The sequence below is a fragment of the Brenneria roseae subsp. americana genome (genome assembly GCF_003115815.1).
Classification (GTDB): Bacteria; Pseudomonadota; Gammaproteobacteria; order Enterobacterales; family Enterobacteriaceae; genus Brenneria; species Brenneria roseae.
Window position 1 is genome coordinate 62,368 of record NZ_QDKJ01000014.1, and the last position, 23,854, is coordinate 86,221.

The following is a 23,854-nucleotide window of genomic DNA, read 5'->3' on the forward strand; positions in this document are numbered from 1 at the left end:
ATATTTTTTGTGCCGTATTTTTTATGCCCAATTGATTCATGAGCCTCGTAACGCGGCAAGCGAACGACAAATTAGTCGGGAACGAATTTGACCAGCCAACGGCCGGCCTGCGGAGAGAGACAGGATGTCTCTCATTCATTCTGATGAGCTTGGGTCAAGTGATTCGGACGATAAATCTGCCGCAGCAGATTCGAACGTTGCTTGCCGCGGCACCGAAAGGGCAAGACCCAAGGGGCCGGGAACAATGCAGCCAGGACGCTTGCAACTTGAACGATGGGCAGTCTTCCACCTTGGGTGTCAGACAAGTATGGCGTGGAGGTGTGTACCTATTTAAGGGAGGCAAAGTATGACAAACGATAAAGGTTGGGTTGGCGCCGCCTGCTGTTTTTTATTGTTTATCGTGGTTTTCTTGAGCCAGAAAATGGATGTGTCCGATGTGGTGGCAGGCGAAAACTTGCTTGGCGGTCCCGGCATGTTGCTCTTTTTGCTGCCCGGTGCGATTGCCAGCTGTCTGTCTGCTCAAGGTCGTTTGCTCTATCCGCTGGTTGGCGCGTTGGTGGCTATGCCGCTGTGTCTGGTGGTTCTGCATTTATGGCGTACACCGTTGGACTCTTTCTGGCAAGAGCTGGCTTATGTCCTGAGTGCTGTATTCTGGAGTGTATTGGGAGCGTTAGGGGTCTTGTTTCTGAATGGGATATATCGACGCTATTTGCACGGCAAGATTCGGGAAAGATGATGAGAATGCGCTGGCAAGGAGATAAAAACCAAAGGCACAACGCTGCGCCTTTGGTCATTGAGTCGGTTACTGCTGGAACAGACTGAGGTTTTCTTTGGCGTAAGCCTCGAAATCGGTGCAACCACCGATGTGTTTTTCATCAAGGAAAATCTGCGGTACGGTTTCAACGGGTTTACCGACAGTTTTGGACAGATCGTCCTTTGTGATCCCTTCCGCGTGGATGTCCACATAGCGGAATTTGAAGTCGTCACGTTGTTCCGTCAGCTTTTCTGCCAATTCTTTAGCGCGCACACAATAAGGGCAGCCAGGACGCCCGAAAATAACCGCGAACATGTAAACTCCTTAGTAAAATTAAGAAAATTCTTTCTAAAACTATTGGCGTAATACCTATCGTTATTGAGGATTACTATGCTCGTATTCCTTGATGAAAAAAAGCAGTAATTACCTGTTGTACTGATTTGTTTTATCTATGAGGGGACGAAACCGAAACGCAGGCGGGCGTTGGTCTGATCGGCAGTCTGGCATATAATCGTCAGCCGTAGGTATATGACTTAATATCTGAAGGATATGCAGAGTGACGCCGACTATTGATTTACTACAACGCCATCGTTCCATTCGTGCCTTTACTTCCCAACCGTTGACGGATGAACAGCGTAGCGCAATTATCGCGGCTGCCCGGAGTGCATCCAGTTCCAGTTTTTTGCAGTGTACTTCAATCATTCGTATTACCGATCCGGATGTGCGTCAAACGCTGGTTCATTATACGGGAGAACAGACGTATGTCGCGCAGGCTCCCGAGTTCTGGGTATTCTGTGCCGATTTTCACCGACATCTGGAAATTTTCCCCCAGGCTGAAACCGGACTGGCTGAACAGTTGCTGATTGGTTGCGTAGACACCGCCATTATGGCGCAGAATGCGCTGGTTGCGGCGGAGTCTCTGGCGCTCGGCGGGGTTTTTATCGGCGGCATTCGTAATAATATTGCCGATGTCACCACGTTGCTGAAATTGCCGCGCCATGTTTTACCGTTGTTTGGATTGTGCCTGGGATACCCGGATGCCGATCCGCTGTTAAAACCGCGTATGCCAGTGGCGATGCTGATGCACGAAAACGTTTATCAGCCGCTCGATCGCGAGAAATTAGCGGAATATGATCGACAAATGGTCGAGTATTATCTTCAGCGCACCGGCAATCGGCGCGATAGCTGGAGTGAGCATGTTCAGCATACGCTGAAAAAAGAACTGCGTCCGTTTATGCTGGACTACTTACATCAACAGGGATGGGTGATACGTTAGTATCTGCATACCCGCCATCTTTCAAGTTGCAGGGGCGAAAGGGGCAACGCTTGGCGTTGTTCAAAACGATAACGTTTTGTCCCGCATCTCGAAATCTATTGGGTATAGGACATTTATGAAGATAGCCATTCTGTCTCGTGACGGTTCGTTATATTCCTGCAAGCGTCTGCGTGAGGCAGCCGCAGAGCGCAGGCACAGCATTGATATCATCGATCCGCTGTCCTGTTATATGAATATCAATTCGGCTGCCCCCTCCATCCATTATCGTGGCCGTCGACTGGTCAAATATGATGCGGTAATCCCACGGATTGGTTCGCTTATTACGTTTTACGGCACGGCGGTGCTGCGTCAGTTTGAAATGCTGGGCAGCTATCCGTTGAATAACGCTGTCGCGGTGATTCGCGCCCGCGACAAATTGCATTCGCTACAATTGTTGGCGCGTGAAGGCATTGATTTGCCCGTCACGGGGTTTGCTCATTCCCCGGATGATACCGGTGATCTGATCGAAATGGTGGGGGGCGCGCCGCTGGTGGTGAAACTGGTGGAGGGCACGCAGGGGATCGGTGTGGTGCTGGCGGAAACCCGGCAGGCGGCGGAGAGCGTGATTGATGCGTTTCGGGGGTTGAATGCCCACATCCTGGTCCAGGAGTATATCAGGGAGGCGAAGGGTAGGGATATTCGCTGTCTGGTGATCGGCAATCGGGTCGTGGCTGCGATTGAGCGGCAAGCGAAATCGGGGGAATTTCGTTCCAATCTGCATCGTGGCGGTTCAGCCAGCAAGGTCAAGATTACGGCGCAGGAGCGTGCGATTGCGATCAAAGCGGCGAAAACGCTGGGTCTGAACGTGGCCGGCGTGGACATTTTGCGTGCCGCGCGAGGGCCGTTGGTGATGGAAGTTAACGCGTCGCCCGGTCTGGAAGGAATAGAAACGACTACCGGGCTGGATATTGCCGGTATGATGATTGAGTTTATCGAACAGCATGTGCGTTCGTTGGCGGCGTCATCCGCGCCAGTGGGCAAAACCTAGCTGTTGCATGCGGGTTGGTTTTGTTACTCAGCCCTTCGCCGGGGCCGCCGCCAGCGGCGTTCAAATCTGTTCCAGACGAATTTGTCCAGCGATGCCGTCTTCGTGCAACTCGAATTATTTAGGGTATACGATGGCATCGTAATCGAATATTCCGTAAGCTATGAGCCCTTTTTTAAGAATAGTCCAGTATGAGGCAAACAATCATGGATTCACTCATCGTGCCGGATCTGAATATGCTACGGCGGTGGCTGGATCAGTTGAACATTCTGTTTTTCGAATGTGATTCCTGTCAGGCACTCCATTTACCCCACATGCAGAATTTTGATGGCGTCTTTGATGCGAAAGTCGATCTGGTGGATAACGTCATCCTGTTTTCTGCGTTGGCGGAAGTGAAGCCCAGTGCGTTGATCCCTCTGGTGGGCGATTTAAGCCAAATTAATGCCAGTTCCCTGACCGTCAAAGCGTTTCTTGATGTTCAGGATGATAATCTGCCGAAACTTATTGTCTGTCAGTCATTTAGCGTAGCAGCGGGCATGACTCTGGAACAGTTCCGGCATTTTATGATGCAGTCTGAAGAACAAATTTCGATGATTATTCTGGAAGCGGGCGCCAATAATCTCCTGTTTATCAGCGATGATGAAGACACCTCTGCTGGAAGAACCTACTACACCAATCTGCATTGATGCTATTGCTGCCAACGGCAGCAATCAGTTTTACTTATTTCCTATCATCTATGGTTTATTCTACATTTTCTTCTTATTACCAGATATTCACCGTTATTTAAGGCTAAACGGCCGTATCACATAGATAAATTGTGAATAAATAATCGATAAAAGCCATTTTTTACTTCCGACTATGGTATGCGTGAGGCGCTGCGGTTATGCTTAATTTCAGTGACAGTCGGGCGTGAGATCCGTCTTTATATCTGTGTCTACTATGATTTTAGTGCATAGCCATTCACCGGTGTTTATCGTGACTGTTCACACTCAGGAAAAGTTCTGTATCGAGATGATACAAGTTTACTCCCATGAATCACCCCCTTGTATGGAGGAAGGAACGGATGTTCACCCAACGTAAAAAATGGCTTTCGGGTGTTGTTGCCGGCTTGCTGATGGCCGCGTCCGTCACCGCATCTGCGGAAGAGAAAACGCTGCATGTCTATAACTGGTCTGACTATATCGCGCCGGACACGTTACAGAATTTCCAGAAAGAAACGGGCATAAAAGTCGTTTATGACGTGTTTGACTCCAATGAAGTGTTGGAAGGCAAACTGATGGCTGGCAGCACAGGGTTTGATTTGGTCGTCCCCTCCGCCAGCTTTTTGGAACGTCAACTCGCAGCCGGGGTATTCCAGCCTTTAGACAAGAGTAAACTGCCGAATTACAAAAATCTGGATCCTGAATTGCTGAAACTGATTGCTCAGCACGATCCGGATAACAAGTACGCGCTGCCTTACCTGTGGGCGACTACCGGCATTGGCTACAATGTGGAGAAAGTCAAAGCGGTACTGGGGGCTGATGCGCCCGTCGACAGTTGGGATCTGGTATTGAAGCCGGAAAACCTGGAGAAACTGAAAAGCTGTGGCGTTTCCTTCCTGGATGCACCGGAAGAAATTTTCGCCACCGTGCTGAATTATCAGGGTAAAGATCCCAATAGTACTCAAGCAGATGATTACACCAAATCCGCAACCGATTTGCTGTTGAAACTGCGTCCGAGCATCCGTTACTTCCACTCATCACAATACATCAACGATCTGGCGAACGGCGATATTTGCGTGGCCGTAGGCTGGGCGGGCGATGTCATGCAGGCGGCCAACCGGGCGCAAGAAGCCAAAAACGGGGTCAATGTTCACTACAGTATCCCGAAAGAAGGCGCGCTGGCTTTCTTTGATGTCTTTGCCATGCCGGCCGATGCTAAAAACGTCGATGAAGCCTATCAATTCCTGAACTATCTGCTGAAGCCGGACGTGATAGCGAATATCAGCAACCATGTGTACTACGCCAGTGCGAATAAGGAATCGGTGCCGCTGGTAAACGAAGACATCCGTACTAATCCGGGCATTTATCCGCCTGAGGATGTTCGCGCCAAACTGTTTACGCTCAAAGTTCAATCACCGCAGATTGACCGTACGCGTACGCGCGCCTGGACGAGGGTAAAAAGCGGTAAATAAACGTTTTCCATTCTGATTCTATGTGATAAATAACAGGCGGCTAATACCCGCCTGTTCGCGCTATATATGTGTCACGACTTTTGGATGTACGAAGCAGCTTGTTTTGGCATCAAAAGTGGTGATTTGTTCTGCTTTTGCCGGAGAGCAATGCTAAGTGAATGATGCTATTCCCCGTCCCCAGCCCAAGCCTCAAAAAGCGGCTACCCCGTTGCTGGAAGTGCGCAATCTGACCAAATCGTTTGATGGTCAGGCTGCTGTTGATGACGTAAGTCTGACGATTTACAAAGGTGAGATATTTGCCTTGCTGGGGGCTTCCGGCTGTGGGAAATCCACGCTGCTCCGTATGCTGGCCGGTTTTGAACACCCGACTCAGGGACAAATCGTTCTTGATGGTCAGGATCTGTCACTGGTGCCGCCTTATCAGCGTCCCATTAACATGATGTTTCAGTCGTATGCGTTATTTCCCCATATGACGGTGGAAAAAAATATTGCCTTTGGTCTGAAGCAGGACAAGCTGTCGCGCCCGGAGATTAAGGATCGCGTCGAAGAGATGCTGACGCTGGTACACATGCAGGAATTTGCCAGCCGCAAGCCGCACCAGCTTTCCGGTGGTCAGCGTCAGCGCGTTGCGCTGGCGCGTAGCCTGGCAAAACGTCCGAAACTGTTGCTCCTTGATGAACCCATGGGCGCGCTGGATAAAAAGCTGCGCGACCGTATGCAGCTTGAAGTGGTCGATATTCTGGAGCGTGTTGGCGTGACCTGTGTCATGGTGACGCACGATCAGGAAGAAGCGATGACCATGGCGGGACGTATCGCCATCATGAACCGCGGCAAGTTTGTTCAGATTGGCGAGCCAGAGGAAATCTACGAGCATCCGAACACCCGTTTCAGCGCCGAATTTATCGGTTCGGTGAATATGTTTGAAGGCATGCTGACCGAACGTCGCGATGATGCGCTGATTATCCAAAGTCCGGGACTGGTGCATCCGCTGAAAGTGGATTCCGACGTTTCCGTGGTGGACGGCGTACCGGTTTACATTGCGCTGCGCCCTGAAAAAATCATGCTGTGCGAGACCATTCCGGCCGATGGCTGTAACTTCGCCGTCGGCGAGGTGGTGCATATTGCCTATCTGGGCGATCTGTCGATCTATCATGTCCGCCTCGCCAGCGGACAAATCATCAGTGCGCAGCTACAGAACGCCTACCGCTACCGCAAAGGCGCGCCCACCTGGGGCGACGAAGTGCGTTTGTGCTGGGATGCCGATAGCTGTGTGGTATTGACGGTGTAGTGAGGAATGACGTCATGACAATGTTTCCTGAACAACACACCGCGGAACCGCCTGGAAAAACCAGGGGACGTCTGCAACTACTGATGGCTCGCTGGCGTCAGGAGCACGGGCGCAAGCTGGTGATTGCACTGCCGTACCTGTGGCTGCTTTTGCTCTTTATGCTGCCATTCCTGATTGTTTTCAAAATCAGTCTGGCAGAGATGGCGCGGGCGATTCCGCCGTATACGGATCTGGTCTCCTGGATGGATGACAAACTGGATATCTCCCTCAATCTGGGGAACTATCTGCATCTGTTGGACGATCCGCTGTATTTTGAAGCCTATCTGCAATCGTTGCAGGTGGCGGCCGTCTCCACGCTGTGTTGTCTGCTTATCGGCTATCCATTGGCCTGGGCGGTGGCGCACAGCCAGTCTTCCACCCGTAACATTCTGTTGCTGCTGGTGATTCTGCCGTCCTGGACGTCGTTCCTGATTCGCGTCTATGCCTGGATGGGGATTCTGAAAAACAACGGTATTCTGAATAATTTCTTACTGTGGATCGGCGTTATCGACGAACCGCTGGTGATTCTGCATACCAATTTGGCGGTTTATATCGGCGTGGTCTATTCCTATCTGCCGTTTATGGTTTTGCCGATTTACACCGCGCTTACCCGGCTTGACTACTCCCTGGTCGAAGCATCGCTGGATTTGGGCGCGCGTCCGCTCAAAACCTTTTTCAGCGTGATTATGCCGTTGACCAAAGGCGGCATCATTGCGGGCTCCATGCTGGTCTTTATACCGGCGGTGGGGGAATACGTGATCCCTGAACTGCTCGGTGGGCCGGACAGCATCATGATTGGCCGTATACTGTGGCAAGAATTCTTCAATAACCGGGATTGGCCGGTGGCTTCAGCGGTAGCGATTATCATGCTGCTTCTGTTGATTATGCCGATTATCTGGTTCCATAAGCATCAGAGCAAAGCTACGGGGCATGCGGTATGAATAATTTACCGGTCGTTCGCCCACCGTGGCGCATTGTGATTCTGGTCCTTTGTTTTACCTTCCTTTATGCGCCGATGCTGATGTTGGTGATTTACTCTTTCAACAGCTCGAAGCTGGTTACCGTATGGGCGGGATGGTCAACGCGCTGGTATACCGAACTGTTCCACGATTCGGCCATGATCAGTGCGGTCGTCCTCAGCCTGACGATCGCCGCGGCTTCGGCCTCGATGGCGGTGATACTCGGGACGCTGGCGGCGGTGGTGATGGTGCGTTTTGGCAGTTTCCGTGGGTCTAACGGTTTTGCCTTTATGCTGACGGCTCCGCTGGTTATGCCGGATGTGATTACCGGCTTGTCGCTGCTGCTGCTGTTTGTCGCGTTAGGGCATGCCATTGGATGGCCTGCTGAGCGAGGCATGTTCACCATATGGCTTGCGCATGTGACTTTCTGTACGGCTTATGTCACGGTGGTGATCAGTGCGCGCCTGCGAGAGCTCGATCGTTCCATTGAAGAAGCGGCGATGGATCTTGGTGCTACGCCGCTGAAGGTCTTCTTTATCATCACGGTGCCAATGATTGCGCCAGCGCTGATTTCAGGCTGGTTACTGGCCTTTACCCTGTCGCTCGACGATCTGGTTATCGCCAGTTTTGTGGCTGGACCGGGTTCAACCACGTTGCCGATGCTGGTGTTCTCCAGTGTCAGAATGGGCGTTAATCCGCAGATTAACGCCTTGGCTTCTTTGATATTGTTAGTGGTAGGGATTATTGGTTTTATTGCCTGGTGGTTTATGGCGAGGGCCGAGAAGCAGCGCCAACGCGATATGCAAAAAGCGAGGCGCGGCTGATTTGAAGCGTCAACGAAAACCAGCCACACTGTGAATCAGTAACAGGTAACGCCGCCGTAAGGGGGCGTTACTGTTCTGAACGCGCGTTGATTTTATAAGGTAACGACTTTATCGTAATGATTTTATAAAGAAAATATCTCTGTGAGCGACAGAGAACATGGTTTTGTTTGAAGGGAGAACGTTGAAATTCTGTACACCAGGAAGGAAATAACTCAGCGAAAAGTGTACGCCCCGGTTCCTGTCATGGTGGCGGGGATCGCTATTATTGCGACCCGTTTTTTGGGAATTTTACTGTTGATATGGGAGTTGGGACCGAGCGGTCTGGGCGGGTGGATTGGCAATAGTGCCGAAGCCTGGGATTCAACGCTGGTGCTGTTGCTGTCGCTTATTATTGTCTGTATTGAAATCCGCTGTGGGTTCGTGGTGTTGTCCGGGGATAATTGGGGTCGTTGGGGGTATGTTCTCTGTCAGTGCCTGGTGACCCTGTATTTGCTGTTTGCCTCATTGAGTGAGTTTCTACCCGCGATATTCCATATTTCAGGGGAGAGTAACACCGCCGTCCTGCATCAGTTGATGCTTCAGAAAATACCGGATTTTTTGGTTATCGTGTTGCTGTTTTTACCCCGCCGGAGCAAACGTTTTTTTCTGCGACAGAAATAAGCGCCGTTACCCGCCGGATTTCAGGGTTCGCGCAAACCAGTCGGCCATACCTGAAAGATGAAGGGGATATTCCCCTGGGATGGTACAATCCTCACATTAGGTATTTATTCTGATAGTTAGATTCTATGCATTGTGCACGATACAGCATGGGAACCTGTCGTTCCTGTCAATGGCTGGAAAAAGCCTACCCGCAGCAATTGTCGGATAAACAACGGCACCTTGCCGATCTGTTGCAGCCGTATGCCGTTCAACAGTGGCTGCCAGTCTGTTCCTCGGCACAGTCGGCGTTTCGCAATAAAGCCAAAATGGTGGTCAGTGGCAGCGTTGAACGCCCGCTATTAGGGATGTTGCATCGCGACGGCACCGCTGTCGATCTTTGTGATTGTCCGCTTTATCCCGCCAGTTTTCTCCCGGTTTTCGAGGTTCTGAAAACGTTTATCGCCAAAGCCGGGCTGACACCTTATAACGTTGCGCGTCGTCGGGGGGAGTTAAAATACCTGTTGCTGACGGAGAGCGTTTCTCGTGGCACGTTTATGCTGCGTTTCGTTTTACGCTCGGAAACCAAACTCGCGCAACTTCGTGCCGCCTTGCCTTGGCTGCAACAGCAATTGCCGCAGCTTGAGGTGATTTCTGCCAATATCCAACCCGTCCATCAGGCGGTTATGGAAGGGAAGGCGGAGATTATTCTCAGTGATTCGTCGTCATTGGCCGAGCAGTTTAATCAGGTGCCTTTGTATATTCGTCCTCAGAGTTTTTTCCAGACCAATCCGCAGGTGGCTGCCGCGCTGTATGCCACCGCCCGCGACTGGGTAGCTGAACTGAACATTGCCAGCATGTGGGATTTATTCTGTGGCGTGGGCGGTTTTGGCCTGCACTGTGCGTCGCCACGGATACGCCTGACAGGCATTGAAATCAGTGCCGAAGCCATCGCCTGCGCGCGCCGTTCTGCGGAGCAACTGGGATTAACCCAGGTCGATTTTCAGGCGCTGGACTCCACGCGTTTTGCCGTCGCCAAAGCGGAAATTCCCGATCTGGTTCTGGTTAACCCGCCGCGTCGTGGTATAGGCAGCGAACTGTGTGCCTACCTGAGCCGTATGGCGCCGGCCTACATTCTTTATTCCAGTTGTAATGCCGAGAGCATGGCGAAGGATATGGATGAGTTGAAAAACTATCATGCATCACGCGTTCAATTGTTCGATATGTTCCCGCATACGGCACATTATGAAGTGTTGATGTTGTTGAAAAGAAGTGACTGATCAATGCGTCATGACTACGCGGCCTTTCGGGGGCCGCGTAGTTTGAACGGCGAGTAGATTACTGCGGGAACCACTTATCGTTAATGGCCTTATAGGTGCCGTCGGCTTTGATGGCATCCAGCGCCTTGTTCAGCTTTTCCAGCAGGGCGCTATCGTCCGGGCGGACCGCAATGCCCAGCCCCGTGCCAAAATATTCTGCGTCGGTGACATGTTCACCGACGGTTGCCAGATTGGGATTGGTTTTAATCCATTCGTTAACGACGGCGGTATCCCCGAATACGCCATCAATACGGCCGTTTTTCAGATCCAGTACGGCATTTTGATAGCTGTCGTAGGAAACGGTCTGTACTTCCGGGTGCTTGTCGTGCAGGTATTTTTGATGCGTGGTGCCGTTTTCCATACCGATACGTTTGCCTTTCAGTTCTGCAAAATCGGTGAATTTCCCTTTCTGCGCGATCACCACGGCAGAGTTGGCATAGTAGGGTTGGGTGAACGCCACCTGCTTACTACGTTCCGGCGTAATATCCATACCTGAAATGACCGCGTCATAGCGGCGGAATTTCAAGGCTGGGATCAGGCTATCAAATGCCTGATTGGTGAATGTGCAGGTTGCCTGCATCTGTTTGCACAGCGCTTTCGCCAGATCCATATCGAAACCGACGATTTCGTTATTCGCATCCAGCGATTCAAAAGGAGGGTAGGTTGCGGATGACGCAAAACGGATATTATCTGCCGCTGCGGCACTGAATGTCACCCCAGCCAGCAATGTGGCGATCAATAATTTTTTCATCTACCTGCTCCAGATTTTTTCTTTTAATCATACGAATAATTGCGCGGATGATTTCCGGCTTCACGATAGCTACCTTGCCAGTTAATGAATTTATATGCAAATAAAATGAGTAAAAAATCGTTTTATTGCTTAATAAAACATCGGAGCGCTATGGCTGGCCATAAAAAAGCAGGCTGTTGTCAGCCTGCCTGATAGCGTGCGTTGATGATGAGGAATCAGTTGCGGCGTTCAAACACCAGTGCGCGACGTTCGATTAAACGCATTAACAGAGTAAGTAACCCATTGACGCACAGATAGATAATTCCCGCGGCGCCAAAAACCATCACATCATAAGTGCGTCCATACATCAGCTGGCTGTAGCCCATCACTTCCATTAGCGTAATGGTGTAAGCCAGCGAGGTGCTTTTAAAAACCAGGACAACCTCATTTGAATAAGATGACAGGGCGCGTTTAAACGCAAAAGGCAGTAAAATTCGTAGCGTCTGCGGCTGCGACATGCCCAGTGCGGCACAGGATTGCCATTGTCCGGCTGGAATCGCCTTAACCGCCCCGTAAAACAACTGGGTGGTATAGGCCGCACTGTTCAGCGCCAGCGCCACCATCGCACAGAGCCACGGCTGTGAAAGCAGGCTCCATAACCAGGGAATTTGCTGGATAGACGTGAACTGACCGGGGCCGTAGTAAATCAGGAAAATCTGAACCAGCAACGGCGTCCCGGTGAACAGCGTAATATAGCCTTTCGCCAGGGTGGTAATCACCGGCGTTTTCAAGGTCAGAACGACGGTGAGCAACAGTGACAGTATCAGCGCCACGGCAATCGCCACGACTGTCAACGTCAGACTGGTATGCAGGCCTTTTAACAAATCAGGCAAATAAGCGAGCATCAGGAAGGCCTCCGCTCAAAACGCGTCGTCCGCAGCTCAATGCGTTTCAGAACGTACTGGCTTAACAGGGTGATGACCAGGTAAATGGCCGCAGCGATCATATACCAGGTAAAAGGTTCCTGTGTTCGTGTGGCAATGCTTTTTGTTTGCAGCATCAGGTCGTTCACGCTGATCAGCGAAACCAACGCGGTATCTTTCAACAATACCAGCCATTGGTTACCCAACCCCGGCAGGGCATGACGCCACATTTGCGGCATAATCAGGCGCATGAAAATCGCCGATTTACTCAGTCCCAGCGCCTGACCGGATTCCCATTGTCCTTGTGGAACGGCTTTCAGCGCGCCACGCAGCGTCTGAGACGCATAAGCGGCATACAGCAGCGCCAGGGCGATCACGCCGCACAAAAATGGACTGACTTCGAACATCTCAATATTCAGTTTTACCGGGATCTGCACCAGATAGAGATTCAGGGTAAAACCGTCTGCCAGCATCAGCAGCAATTGGGAAGAACCAAAATAGATAAACAGCACCACCAGAATTTCCGGCAGGCCGCGTAATAGCGTCACCAGTACGGTGCCACTCCAGCTTACTACTCTCCAGCGAGCGGTTTCCCAAATGGCAAACAGCATGGCAAGAATGAGCCCGAGCACCAGTGCACAAACGGCAAGGCCGACGGTCATCCCGGCGGCGCTTGCAAGAGGGTGAAATTCAATCATTGAGCGTCAGATTACTGCTGAAACCATTTTTTGTAGATGGTCTGATAGGTGCCATCCTGCTTGATTTTGTCGAGCGCATCGTTGAATTTCTTCACCAGCTCATCGTTGTTTTGACGCACGGCGATACCCAGACCGATACCGAAGTAGTCTTTGTCAGTAATGTTTTCGCCGACGGCAGACAGATTATCGTTCTGCTTTAACCACTCATTCACGACGGCGGTATCGCCGAACACGGCGTCAAGACGACCGTTTTTCAGATCAAGCACCGCATTCTGATAGCTATCGTAAGGCACGGTGGTGATCTCACTGTGCTTATCCATCAGGTATTTCTGATGCGTGGTGCCATTCTGTACGCCGACGCGTTTGCCTTTCAACGCGGTCACATCAGCCACTTTCTCTTTTTGCGCGATAAACAGGGCCGAGTTGTCATAGTAAGGCTGGGTAAACGCAACCTGTTGTTGACGTTCCGGCGTGATATCCATACCGGCGATAACGGCTTCAAAACGGCGGAATTTCAGGCCGGGGATCAGGCTGTCGAATGCCTGGTTGCTGAATGTGCAGGTTGCCTGTATCTCTTTGCACAGAGCGTTGGCAAGATCGATATCAAAGCCCTGGATGTTATTGCTGGCATCCACGAATTCAAACGGAGGATAAGAGGCTTCGGTCGCAAAGCGGATAGTCTCTGCGGCGCTGGCCGATGCGCTCAGACCCGCCAGGAGTGCTGCAACGATCAATTTTTTCATTGTAATTTTCCTGATATTAATCAATGTGATAAATAGCTGGCGAATTCAGGGGTCTGCGGCTGGGTAAAATGACCGGCATCCCCTTGTTCCACTATGCGCCCATTTTCCATATAGACCACCCGGCTGGCGGTCTTGCGTGCAAATTCGACTTCGTGGGTCACGATAACCTGTGTGATCCCGGTTTGCGTCAGTTCATGGATGATATTCACGACCTGCGCGGTAATTTCAGGATCCAGCGCGGCCGTCGGCTCGTCAAATAACAGAACCTGTGGTTCCATCATCAGTGCGCGGGCAATGGCCACGCGTTGCTGTTGGCCGCCAGAAAGATGAAGAGGATAACGATCGGCAAAATCATTCAGACGCAGACGGGTAAGCAACTTGTCGGCGCGCGCCTTTGCTTCATCTTTGCTTAACCCAAGCACGCGGCAGGGCGCTTCGGCCAGGTTTTGAGCGACGGTCAGGTGCGGCCACAGGTTATATTGCTGGAAAACCATGCCAACATTCTGACGTAATTCGCGGATAGCGTTATCGGCGGGAGCATGATTGAAATCAAACTGATTGCCGGCGATGGACAAATGGCCCGAACGCGGCATTTCCAGCAGGTTAAGTACGCGCAACAAGGAACTTTTACCTGCGCCGCTTGGACCAAGCAGAACCAGCGTTTCACCCGCCGGACAATCGAGTGTGATGTCAAACAGCGCCTGATGCGCGCCATAGAAACAGTTAATGCTGTTTAGTTGAATACTCATGCGTAAGAATTGAATAGACATTGATGCGGCGAATGTTAACGTCGGCAGTATAGTTATGCAATCGCCATGGGTTAAAATTTGTGAACAAGCGAATTATTGCTTAAATAATAGCACAAAATAGTCGCTTACGGTCTGAGGAGTCTATGATGCAATTGTCTACAACACCGAGTCTGGAAGGGTTTACCATTACGGAATATTGCGGTGTGGTGACCGGGGAAGCCATTCTGGGGGCGAATATTTTTCGTGATTTTTTCGCCAGTATCCGCGACGTGGTCGGGGGGCGTTCCGGTGCTTATGAGAAAGAATTGCGTAAAGCGCGGCAGATAGCATTTAAGGAATTGCAGATGCAGGCTGAGGATCTGGGCGCAAATGCCGTGGTGGGCATTGATATTGATTACGAAACGGTTGGTAAGGACAGCAGCATGTTGATGGTGACCATCAGCGGCACGGCGGTGAAAGTGCGCCGTTAATCATTGGTCAATCACCGATGGAGGAAAATAAATTGCAACGGGAAACGCCATGATTAAATGCATCACTCTGCTGATGCTGTTTGTACTGGCAGGATGCCAATCAGCTATGACCCCGCGGGAGCGGAATGAGTACCACCTGGTCACGACACATGAGTCCCGCGCTCAGGAATCGCGGGTTCGTTTTTTGGTGATTCACTATACGGCGGAAGATTTCCCGACGTCCCTGAATATACTGACGGATGAACAGGTTAGTTCACATTATCTGATCCCGGCTAATCCGCCGTTGGAGAAGGGAAAACCCGTTGCCTGGCAACTGGTGCCAGAATCACAGGCTGCGTGGCATGCCGGCGCCAGCAGTTGGCGTGGATTTACCCGTTTGAATAATTCATCGATTGGCATCGAACTGGAAAATCCGGGTTACCAGCGAACGCTGACCGGCATCCGCTGGACGCCATTTCCTCCGGCGCAGATTGCGCTACTGACGGCGATAGCCCGCCAGATTGTCGCACGTCATCAGATTGCGCCACAAAATGTGGTGGCCCACAGCGATATTGCTCCGCTGCGTAAACAGGACCCCGGCCCGCTTTTCCCGTGGAAAGCGCTGGCTCAGGCGGGGATTGGCGCCTGGCCGGATGAATCAAGGGTATCGTTTTATCTTGATGGCCGGCCGTTTTCACAGCCGGTGGATGCCGGAAGTTTACTGGATAAGCTGGCGCGCTACGGTTATCCGCTGTCCAATGACATGGCGAACCGTCAGAAACAACAGGTCATTGCCGCGTTTCAAATGCATTTCCGCCCGCAAAACTATCAGGGACAAGCGGATGCGCAAACCGAAGCCATTGTGGATGCCCTGCTGGAAAAATATGGCGCGGCGCGGTGATATCAGACGGATTCTTCCGCCAGTGCGGCAATTCGCGCAGCCATGCCGCGAAAAATAAACAGATGGGCCGGCATCATCAAAAACCAGTAGACCAGCCCGTTAAAACCGGCGGGATGCCAGCGGGCCCTGACGTCCAGCGTGCGGTGGGCGCCTTGATCGGTAATGGTAAACGTGAGCTTACCCAGTCCCGGCGCTTTCATACCAAATAACATGACCAACTGCCGCTGTGGTTTGATGGAGATAACTTTCCAGCCGTCAATTTTATCGCCGATTTCCAGCGTAGGCCGGTCAGGGCGTCCGTAAGTCACGCCGTTACCGCTGAGATCGTCCAGCCTGGCGCGTAAATTCCACAGCATGTTGGCATAGAAATAACCTTCTTTGCCGCCGATCCGCTGGATAACCTGCCACAGTGCCTGACTGGACGCCGGGGTATCGAGAGTATGTCCTGCCTGCCTGGGATAAAATCCGTAGTCCGGTTTCCAGCGGGCGCGGACTTCCGTATCGTTACCCCAGCCGGCGCGCTGGGTGCTTTCCATTTCGCCTTGCAGCGTAATACGCACCGCCTGATCGAAGGTAATCAGCGTTTGCGGGATCAGCGCCTGCAACGCGGCCCCATCCGCCTGAAGATCGTGTTTCAGTCCCTGAATGAGCGCGCGGGCAATAGTGGGAGGAACGGACGTAATCAGATGCAGAAACCAGACGGAAACCAGATGTGTCGGCATAGGAATGGGGATCAATACGCGGCGTTTGCCGCTGATCGCGATAAAACGCTCAAACATGGTCTGATAGCTGATATATTCCGGGCCCACCGCGTCCATAATGCGATTTCCCGGTGCCGGATGATGGCGGATTTCAGTCAGATAAACCAACAGGTTTTCCAGCGCAATAGGCGAGGATTTGGAACGGACCCAGCGTGGCGGCGTCAGCACTGGCAAGTTGTACACCATATCACGCATGATCTCGAAAGCGGCTGAACCCGCGCCGATGATAATGCCGGCACGCAGCTCCGTTACCGGAATGCCGCTGCTGCGCAGAATATCTCCGGTGATTTTTCGGGCCGCCATGTGGGGTGAACTGTCATTTTTCGCCTGTAGCGACCCCAGATAGATAATCTGCTTTACCCGGCTGGTGGACAGTGCCAGTAACAGGTTCATGGCTGCGATGCGTTCTTTGGCGATGAAATTTTCACCGTCCCCCATACTGTGGACCAGATAATAGAGCGTTTCCGCGCCCCAAAGTCCTTCTGCCAGCGTATCCGGTTGGCACAAATCAACCTGCCGACAGTCGACCCCCGGCCAATGTTGCTCGTCAATGGCTTCTACCTGACGCGCCGCGGCAATCACTGGCTGTCCTTGCTGACTGAAACGTTCGGTCAGGTGGCGGCCAATATAGCCACTGGCGCCCAGAATCAGAATCGGAGCGGATTGGGATGTCATCACGGATAGGCTCCACGTTACATATAACGATGCGGTTTATTACTATAGCCGGGAACGGGAAAAACAGCAGCAACGCGATTTGGAGGTGAATGATGGTGGCGCTACCACCATCATGGCTGCACGCGCTGATAGCGCGGTGATGATCAGGCCAGAACGGTATCACCCTGTAGTTGACAGCTACAGGCCAGTACATAGCCCTGAGCGATCTCGGCAGGCGTTAAGGTCATCATGCTGGTCGTGGTGTAATCCCCGGACAGCACGCGGGTTTTGCAACTGCCGCAGACGCCCGCGCGACAGGCCGCCAGCACCGGCAATTTGTTGGTCTCCAACGCAGCCAGCAGGCTAATACCGACCGGAACACGCAGCGTTTGCAGCGGACGACTGATGGTCAGCGTCAACAGTTTGCCGTCGCTGTCAACCGCTTCGTCAACCGTATGGAATTGTTCTTTGAAGAAACGTTCAGCAGGTACGCCGAACTGTCGGCAGAACATTTCAACTTGCTTCATATAAGGCTCAGGACCGCAGGTCATCACGGTTCGGCTGGCAACATCCGGCACCTGTTGGGATAGCAGTTCCTGACTGATGCGACCGGTCAGAAAGCCGGCGGCGGCATCATCTTCTGCCACCAGCGTCAGGCGTAAGCGCTGTGGGTAACGCTGTACCAGCGCTTGCCATTCGTTTGCAAAGATCACCTGTTGTGGACTGCGTACGTTAAAAATCACCTGAATATCGGTTTGGGGTTTATGCGCCAGCAGCCAGCGGCACATCGACATGATCGGGGTAACGCCGCAACCCGCCGCCGCCATCAAATAACGATCGCCGCCGGCATTGGCGCAGGTAAACTCGCCTTGCGCATCAGACAGCCACAGATAATCGCCCGGTTTAAGCTGCCGGGTTAACCAGCGTGAACCGATGCCGTCGTCCAGTCGTCGCACCGTCAATGTAATAAAACGGCTCAGGCCCGGAGAGGAAGACAGCGTATAAGCTCTTAGCGTATCAGCCCGGTTGGCGATGCTGACCAGCGCATACTGCCCTGGCTGATAGGGATAAACATCATGATTAATCAGAGAAATTGTCCAGACGTCGGACGTTTCCTGAGTAATCGAGTGCACCTGCATGCGATTTGGGCAAAGCGGTGTCGGCATGGTCATAACAAATCTCCATAAGAAAGCGGATCGGCACTGATGACGCCGCCGACCCGCGCTAATTCATCAGGCGGCCAGAATAGCGTTCATATCCTGTTCAACGGTGGTGATTGGCCGCATGCCAAATTTCTCGTTCAGAATGGCCAGCAGATTTTCTGTCAGGAATCCCGGTGCGGTCGGGCCGGTATAAATATTTTTCACACCAAGCGACAGCAGGGTTAGCAAAATGACGATGGCTTTTTGTTCAAACCAGGACAGCACCAGACTGAGTGGCAGATCGTTTACGCCACATCCCAGTTTTTCAGCCAGCTTCACGGCCAGAATAATGGCGGAGTAGGCATCGTTGCACTGACCGACATCCAGTAGGCGAGGCAGGCCTTCCAGCGTACCGAAATCCAGCTTGTTGAAGCGGTATTTGCCGCAGGCCAGCGTCATGATCAGGCAATCATCCGGCACATTGACGGCAAAGTCGGTGAAATAACTGCGCTCTTCGCGGCTGCCATCACAGCCGCCGACCAAAAAGACGTGGCGCAATTTCTTTTGTGCCACCAGATCAATCACGGTATCGGCGGCGCTTAACAGGGTTTCCCGGCCAAAACCGACGGTGATCCGGTGTTCAATTTCACTGTAAGGGAAGCCGCTCAGGCTTTGTGCCTGAGCAATCACCGCGCTGAAATCATCGCCTGTCAGATGATTCACGCCCGGCCAGCCAACGATGCTGCGTGTCCAGATGCGATCGCCGTAGTTGCCGACATTCGGGTCGATAATACAGTTGGACGTCATGACGATGGCGCCGGGAAATTTGGCGAATTCTGTTTGCTGGTTCTGCCAGCCGCTGCCGTAGTTGCCGACCAGATGCCTGAATTTTTTCAGTTCCGGGTAACCGTGAGCAGGCAACATTTCGCCATGCGTATAGATATTGATCCCGGTTCCTTCCGTCTGCTCCAGCAGCATCCGTAAATCTTTGAGATCATGGCCCGAGATCAGAATGGCTTTACCCGCGACGGGACGGACGTTGACGGAGGTGGGGGTGGGATGGCCATAGGCTTCTGTCTCGCCGCGATCGAGGATCGCCATCACGTTGAAGTTCATCTGGCCGATCCCCATCGCGTTATTCAGCAGGGTATCCACATCACCGGGTTGTGTGCCTAGCCAGGCCATAAAAGCATGATATTGCGCGTAAATGGTTTCGTCGTATTGACCCAGCACATGAGCATGTTCCATGTACGCCGCGGCCCCTTTCAGCCCGTACAGGCAGAGCATACGCAGACCATGGATATCATCACCGACGTTGACTTTATCACTGTCCAGCGCGAAATCAGCCGCCTGTTGCAACAACGTCGGGATATCGTTCCCCGCCAGTTGCAGTTCCGCCATGGGGTGATCGACCATCGCCTGTTCGTCCAGCAGACGACAGCGAACCGCCAGCGATTGACGCAGCACGATCGCTTCCCGTGCATAGCCAATAATCCGCTGTGAATCGAAGTTAACGTTAGTCAGTGTGGAGAAAAAGGCGCGTGGGGCAAAGCTGTCGATATCATGATCGATAAGATCCAGTTCGCGGGCTTTCAGCGCCCAGGCGGATAGCCCCTGTAACACGGCGACCAGAAGGTCTTGCAGATCGGAAGTTTCTGCGGTTTTACCACACATGCCCTGAGCATAAGAGCAGCCATTTTTCGCCGGGGTACGAATTGTTTGTTCACATTGCACGCAAAACATAATGACGTCCTTTTTTAAAGTTGCATTTAAAATGCTTGTTTAAAAGCATAGAGGGTCGCGACATATCTAAAAAGGCTTTTTTAATGCAACGTTAAATAACTTTGATTTAGCGCAATTTTGAATGTGGACAATGAAAATGACTCTCAATCACTGTCCGACAGAACGGGGAAAACATCATGCAACGGCAGGCTATGATGAAAACAGCGCCATCAGTACCGGTGCGGCAAGGCTCAACAAAAAGCCATGTACAATGGCTGCCGGAACCATATCTACGCCGGCGCTGCGTTGTAACACTGGCAACGTGAAATCCATCGACGTCGCGCCACAAAGCCCAAGTGCGCAGGAACGGTTACGTTGTGCCAGGGCGGGAATCAAGATAATCGCCAACAACTCACGCGCCAGATCGTTAAAAAAGGCCGCACTGCCGATCACTGGACCAAGGGCGTCAGTCAGCAGAATGCCGGATAACGAATACCAGCCATAGCCGGACGCGATCGCCAGCCCGGTTTTGAATGGCAGGCCGAGAACCCAGGCGGCGAGTAAACCGCCCGCCAGAGCACTGATACCGACAACCAGCGCAACCGTCATGCCTCGACGGTTCAATACGATCTGGCGCAGCGTCATCCCACTGTTGCGTAACTGGATACCTACGAAAAACAGCAATAAAATCAGCGCATATTCACTTCCCTGACTGGCATAGATCAGACCCGTCCATTGGGTTAATCCCAGCAGAAAACCGCCAAATACGACCAGACACAGCTTTAACGAGTCCAGAATCATATGCAGGCGTGAGGGAGGAGTCTCCTGCTCGAATTTTCCCGGCCAGACATCATGTTTGCCCCATAGCCACAGAGACATGGCATTAGCGGCAATGATGCAAACAAAGAAAACGGCGGCATAACGAAAAATCAGTAACAGATTACTGCCGAGATTATCCAGAAAAGCCAGACTGATCCCCATTAAAAACAGAATGACGTACACCATCCAGCTCAGCAGTTGGTTAATTGACTGTAATGTTTTTTTCGCGCGTAAAGGCACCAGATAGCCAAAGATAAGCGGCAGTAAAATAATTAATAATCCCGAATACATCACAGAATTGACGTCCTTAAACAGAAAAGCGGATAACCGGAGGGGAAAAAGACATAATCTATTAAAATTAAACAATTAATCATCGCGAGTAAAGTGTCGGCAGGGAGAAGAAGCGAAACGTTCAGATAATCCATTGGCAACGTAGGTGGCAAATCTGTCAGGATCAGATTTAGAGCTTGCTTACTGTGTCCTAAAAGGCTGGATAAGGATATCAACCTATCGGTGGCTTGAGAGATAAAGGATTGTGGGGGGATGATGATTACGCCGCCACCAGCGAAACGAAAACAGGAGATACGGATGTATCTGGAAAATATAGAGATACTGGGGTTCCGGGGCATTAACCGCCTGTCATTAATGCTCGGTGATAATACCGTATTGATTGGTGAGAACGCCTGGGGGAAATCCAGCCTGCTTGATGCGCTGTCGTTGTTGTTGGCCCCAACATTGCCCCTTTACCATTTTGATTTGCAGGATTTCTATTTTAATCCGGGTGATGAAAACAGTCGCGAACGCCATTTGCAGATCATTTTCACCTTCTGCGAAGCAGGGCCAGGGCACCACCTTGCACCGCGTTATCGTCCGCTCAAGCGTGTCTGGGTCGAAGGCCAAGAGTCGCTACACCGGATTTTTTATCGTCTGGAAGGTGAGGTAGATGAAAGTCAGGTCGTCTTTACCTGGCGCAGTTTTCTTGATGCCGAAGGGCATCCCATTAAACTGAACGACATTGATGGGCTGGCGCGGGAAGTCATTCGTCTCCATCCCGTGCTGCGTCTGCGGGATGCCCGTTTTATACGGCGCTTGCGGACAGGAACTCTGGCTGCCACCATGGATAACAGCAATGAAAAGCTGGCGCAGCAGTTCGAGCAACTGATGCGTGAACTTGCTCACAATCCGCAGAAGCTGACGGATAAAGAGCTGCGCCAGGGGCTGGTAGCGATACAACAGCTGCTGGAACACTATTTTTCTGAACAGGGATCGGTCACCAGTGAACGTCATCATCGGCATGAGCGGGCGCATAACGGTAAATCATGGCGTTCTCTGGATAACATCAACCGGCTGATTGCCGAGCCGAATAGCCGCAGCCGTCGGATTATTCTGTTGGGGCTTTTTTCCACGCTGCTACAGGCTAAAGGGTCGGTGGCGCTGGATCCGCATTCCCGTCCTCTTCTGCTGATCGAAGACCCTGAAACTCGACTACATCCGATCATGTTGTCGGTGGCGTGGGGATTACTGATGCAATTGCCGTTGCAGAAAGTCACCACAACAAATTCCGGCGAACTCCTGTCGCTGGTGCCGATGGAGCAGGTATGTCGCCTGGTGCGGGAATCTTCCCGCGTGGCGACGTTCCGCATTGGTCCGCAGGGGATGAGTGCGGAAGATAGCCGCCGCATTGCTTTCCATATCCGCCTTAATCGCCCGGCGTCACTGTTCGCCCGATGCTGGTTGCTGGTTGAAGGGGAAACCGAGGTCTGGATGCTCAATGAACTGGCGCGCCAGTGTGGCCACCATTTTGAAGCGGAAGGCGTTAAGGTGATCGAATTTGCCCAGTCGGGACTCAGACCGTTGGTGAAATTTGCCCGACGGATGGGCATCGAGTGGCATGTGCTGGTGGATGGCGATGAGGCGGGGAAAAAGTATGCGGCTACGGCGAAAAGTATGCTATCTCATCAGCAGGGGGACAGCGAACGGGATCATCTGACGGTACTGCCTGCGCTGGATATGGAGCACTATATGTACCGCGAGGGGTTCAGCCATGTTTACCATCGAATTGCGCAACTGCCGGAAAAAGTTCCGCTCTCCATGCATAAAATCATCGTCAAGGCGATTCATCGCTCGTCAAAACCGGATTTGGCGATCGAAGTAGCAATGGAAGCGGCATCCATGGGCGGTGATGCGATCCCGCCATTGATTCGCAGCATGTTTTCCCGCGTGTTATGGCTGGCCCGCGGCCGGGCCGATTAGCGCATTACGAATGGCGAAGCGCCGGAGCGCAAATAAAAAATGCTGGCCGCTTGCAGGCCAGCATTTTTGTCTTACCCGGCTAAATGTCACTATTTGTTGAGGGGTAAGACGGTGAGGGTCAGGAAACAGCTTCGCTCACCAGGGGGACAATCAGACTGGCATGATTACCTTTCGGTCCTTGGTGAACATCAAATCTGACAACCTGCCCGGCTTTTAGCGTTCGATATCCGTCCATTTGAATAGTTGAGTAGTGAGCGAAAATATCTTCGCCGCCGCCTTCAGGACAGATAAAGCCAAAACCTTTGGCATTATTGAACCATTTAACAGTACCTGTCTCCATGCATCGACATCCTTCGCAAGAGTGTTCTTTATAAGTAAGGTGAGGTTATTTGGTTAAAGTGAATACGAATTGATTAAAACCTCATCAATTCAACAGTACACTTTAGTGAAATCGATCCCGGCGTCAAGCGATCCGCATTTGAGGGGCGGAGGGAGTTTTTCAAAGTTTGATGCAGGTAACGCTATTGGTGGCGGTGGTTCAAGGGGGCGCAGAAAATTCGCGAGATAACAGAGATTGAATTTTGGCTTTCCGGCCACCATTTCATTACCCGGATGGAAAAATAAAAACCATACGTGCTACTGTAAATACAGGGTAATGATATTGAGATGACATTGGGCAGAGAATGGGAAACAACGGAACGTGGTCACAGTCGGAACAGCAGACTGCCGACCAATACAAAGAAAAACTACAGCCTCCATCGATGTATAAAGTGCTGTTAAACAACGATGATTATACACCGATGGAATTTGTTATTGACGTTCTGCAAAAGTTCTTTTCTTATGATATTGAACGTGCAACGCAACTGATGCTGACTGTTCATTATCAGGGAAAGGCGATTTGTGGTGTATTCAGCGCTGAAGTGGCCGAGACTAAAGTTGTACAAGTAAATCGTTATGCCAGAGAAAATGAGCACCCGTTGCTCTGTACGCTGGAAAAAGCCTGAAGTCAGGCAATTTA

At 51.7% G+C, this 23,854-nt stretch carries 25 protein-coding genes; 14 read left to right on the forward strand and 11 right to left on the reverse strand.

Translation table 11 applies throughout. The annotated features are described in order from the left end of the window. Positions 1–346: 346 nt before the first annotated feature. The gene (locus tag B4923_RS16685; RefSeq protein ID WP_109055497.1) at positions 347–736 is read left to right on the forward strand and encodes an inner membrane protein YbjM; all 390 of its coding nucleotides are present in this window, start codon (positions 347–349) and stop codon (positions 734–736) included. A 66-nt stretch (positions 737–802) separates the two neighbouring features. Here B4923_RS16685 and B4923_RS16690 read toward each other — a convergent pair whose 3' ends face one another. Then, positions 803–1,069, reverse strand: coding sequence for a GrxA family glutaredoxin (locus tag B4923_RS16690; RefSeq protein WP_109055498.1), 267 nt, complete (start codon positions 1,067–1,069; stop codon positions 803–805). Positions 1,070–1,310: 241 nt separating this feature from the next. Here B4923_RS16690 and nfsA point away from each other — a divergent pair, with 241 nt between their 5' ends. The 9 genes from nfsA (at position 1,311) to rlmC (ending at position 10,253) form a co-directional block, all read left to right on the forward strand. Next, the gene (gene nfsA, locus B4923_RS16695; RefSeq protein ID WP_109055499.1) at positions 1,311–2,030 is read left to right on the forward strand and encodes an oxygen-insensitive NADPH nitroreductase; all 720 of its coding nucleotides are present in this window, start codon (positions 1,311–1,313) and stop codon (positions 2,028–2,030) included. Between the two features lie 115 nt (positions 2,031–2,145). Then, positions 2,146–3,057, forward strand: a complete 912-nt coding sequence (gene rimK / locus B4923_RS16700; RefSeq protein WP_109055500.1) for a 30S ribosomal protein S6--L-glutamate ligase — start codon at positions 2,146–2,148, stop codon at positions 3,055–3,057. 203 nt (positions 3,058–3,260) lie between these two features. Beyond that, positions 3,261–3,740: a type III secretion system chaperone family protein gene (locus B4923_RS16705; RefSeq protein ID WP_109055501.1), complete on the forward strand. Its 480-nt coding sequence runs from the start codon at positions 3,261–3,263 to the stop codon at positions 3,738–3,740. Between the two features lie 377 nt (positions 3,741–4,117). Then, positions 4,118–5,227 (forward strand): spermidine/putrescine ABC transporter substrate-binding protein PotF, encoded by a 1,110-nt coding sequence (gene potF / locus B4923_RS16710; RefSeq protein ID WP_109055502.1) that lies wholly within the window; start codon positions 4,118–4,120, stop codon positions 5,225–5,227. A 154-nt stretch (positions 5,228–5,381) separates the two neighbouring features. Beyond that, on the forward strand, positions 5,382–6,515 hold the full coding sequence (potG, locus tag B4923_RS16715; protein WP_109055503.1) for a putrescine ABC transporter ATP-binding subunit PotG: 1,134 nt from the start codon (positions 5,382–5,384) through the stop codon (positions 6,513–6,515). A 14-nt stretch (positions 6,516–6,529) separates the two neighbouring features. After that, complete coding sequence (potH, locus tag B4923_RS16720; protein ID WP_109055504.1) at positions 6,530–7,495, forward strand: putrescine ABC transporter permease PotH; 966 nt, start codon at positions 6,530–6,532, stop codon at positions 7,493–7,495. After that, positions 7,492–8,337, forward strand: a complete 846-nt coding sequence (potI, locus tag B4923_RS16725; protein ID WP_109055505.1) for a putrescine ABC transporter permease PotI — start codon at positions 7,492–7,494, stop codon at positions 8,335–8,337. The genes potH and potI overlap by 4 nt, the downstream gene beginning before the upstream one ends. Before the next feature lie 207 nt (positions 8,338–8,544). Then, positions 8,545–8,997 carry a YbjO family protein gene (locus B4923_RS16730; protein ID WP_109055506.1) on the forward strand — a complete coding sequence of 151 codons (453 nt, stop codon included), beginning with the start codon at positions 8,545–8,547 and terminating at the stop codon, positions 8,995–8,997. A gap of 125 nt (positions 8,998–9,122) precedes the next feature. Then, on the forward strand, positions 9,123–10,253 hold the full coding sequence (rlmC, locus tag B4923_RS16735; protein WP_109055507.1) for a 23S rRNA (uracil(747)-C(5))-methyltransferase RlmC: 1,131 nt from the start codon (positions 9,123–9,125) through the stop codon (positions 10,251–10,253). A gap of 58 nt (positions 10,254–10,311) precedes the next feature. Here the strand turns inward: rlmC and artJ (B4923_RS16740) are convergent, their stop codons facing one another. The 5 genes from artJ (B4923_RS16740) to artP form a co-directional block, all read right to left on the reverse strand. After that, the gene (gene artJ / locus B4923_RS16740; RefSeq protein ID WP_109055508.1) at positions 10,312–11,043 is read right to left on the reverse strand and encodes an arginine ABC transporter substrate-binding protein; all 732 of its coding nucleotides are present in this window, start codon (positions 11,041–11,043) and stop codon (positions 10,312–10,314) included. Between the two features lie 215 nt (positions 11,044–11,258). Then, on the reverse strand, positions 11,259–11,927 hold the full coding sequence (gene artM / locus B4923_RS16745) for an arginine ABC transporter permease ArtM (RefSeq protein WP_109055509.1): 669 nt from the start codon (positions 11,925–11,927) through the stop codon (positions 11,259–11,261). Beyond that, entirely contained in the window at positions 11,927–12,643 is a 717-nt protein-coding gene (artQ, locus tag B4923_RS16750) for an arginine ABC transporter permease ArtQ (RefSeq protein ID WP_109055510.1), read from the reverse strand. The genes artM and artQ overlap by 1 nt, the downstream gene beginning before the upstream one ends. 11 nt (positions 12,644–12,654) lie before the next feature. Then, positions 12,655–13,386 (reverse strand): arginine ABC transporter substrate-binding protein, encoded by a 732-nt coding sequence (gene artJ / locus B4923_RS16755; RefSeq protein ID WP_109055511.1) that lies wholly within the window; start codon positions 13,384–13,386, stop codon positions 12,655–12,657. A gap of 20 nt (positions 13,387–13,406) precedes the next feature. Further along, positions 13,407–14,135: an arginine ABC transporter ATP-binding protein ArtP gene (artP, locus tag B4923_RS16760; RefSeq protein WP_211313970.1), complete on the reverse strand. Its 729-nt coding sequence runs from the start codon at positions 14,133–14,135 to the stop codon at positions 13,407–13,409. Between the two features lie 146 nt (positions 14,136–14,281). Here artP and B4923_RS16765 point away from each other — a divergent pair, with 146 nt between their 5' ends. Next, positions 14,282–14,605: a heavy metal-binding domain-containing protein gene (locus B4923_RS16765; protein ID WP_109055513.1), complete on the forward strand. Its 324-nt coding sequence runs from the start codon at positions 14,282–14,284 to the stop codon at positions 14,603–14,605. 49 nt (positions 14,606–14,654) lie between these two features. After that, complete coding sequence (locus tag B4923_RS16770) at positions 14,655–15,485, forward strand: N-acetylmuramoyl-L-alanine amidase (RefSeq protein WP_109055514.1); 831 nt, start codon at positions 14,655–14,657, stop codon at positions 15,483–15,485. 2 nt (positions 15,486–15,487) lie between these two features. Here B4923_RS16770 and B4923_RS16775 read toward each other — a convergent pair whose 3' ends face one another. The 4 genes from B4923_RS16775 to B4923_RS16790 all read right to left on the reverse strand — a co-directional run bounded on the left by B4923_RS16775 (position 15,488) and on the right by B4923_RS16790 (position 20,874). Then, entirely contained in the window at positions 15,488–16,921 is a 1,434-nt protein-coding gene (locus B4923_RS16775) for a DUF2867 domain-containing protein (RefSeq protein WP_109055515.1), read from the reverse strand. Between the two features lie 143 nt (positions 16,922–17,064). Beyond that, complete coding sequence (gene hcr, locus B4923_RS16780; protein WP_109055516.1) at positions 17,065–18,072, reverse strand: NADH oxidoreductase; 1,008 nt, start codon at positions 18,070–18,072, stop codon at positions 17,065–17,067. A gap of 60 nt (positions 18,073–18,132) precedes the next feature. Further along, on the reverse strand, positions 18,133–19,785 hold the full coding sequence (gene hcp / locus B4923_RS16785; protein ID WP_211313971.1) for a hydroxylamine reductase: 1,653 nt from the start codon (positions 19,783–19,785) through the stop codon (positions 18,133–18,135). A gap of 189 nt (positions 19,786–19,974) precedes the next feature. After that, a complete protein-coding gene (locus B4923_RS16790; protein WP_109055517.1) occupies positions 19,975–20,874 on the reverse strand; it encodes a LysO family transporter in 900 nt (299 codons plus the stop codon). A gap of 297 nt (positions 20,875–21,171) precedes the next feature. On the opposite strand from B4923_RS16790, the gene B4923_RS16795 reads away from it, so the two are divergent. After that, a complete protein-coding gene (locus B4923_RS16795) occupies positions 21,172–22,836 on the forward strand; it encodes an ATP-dependent endonuclease (RefSeq protein ID WP_109055518.1) in 1,665 nt (554 codons plus the stop codon). Positions 22,837–22,954: 118 nt separating this feature from the next. Here B4923_RS16795 and cspD read toward each other — a convergent pair whose 3' ends face one another. Continuing rightward, positions 22,955–23,176, reverse strand: coding sequence for a cold shock-like protein CspD (gene cspD, locus B4923_RS16800; RefSeq protein WP_109055519.1), 222 nt, complete (start codon positions 23,174–23,176; stop codon positions 22,955–22,957). Between the two features lie 343 nt (positions 23,177–23,519). On the opposite strand from cspD, the gene clpS reads away from it, so the two are divergent. Next, positions 23,520–23,840 carry an ATP-dependent Clp protease adapter ClpS gene (gene clpS, locus B4923_RS16810; RefSeq protein WP_109055520.1) on the forward strand — a complete coding sequence of 107 codons (321 nt, stop codon included), beginning with the start codon at positions 23,520–23,522 and terminating at the stop codon, positions 23,838–23,840. Positions 23,841–23,854 lie beyond the last annotated feature (14 nt).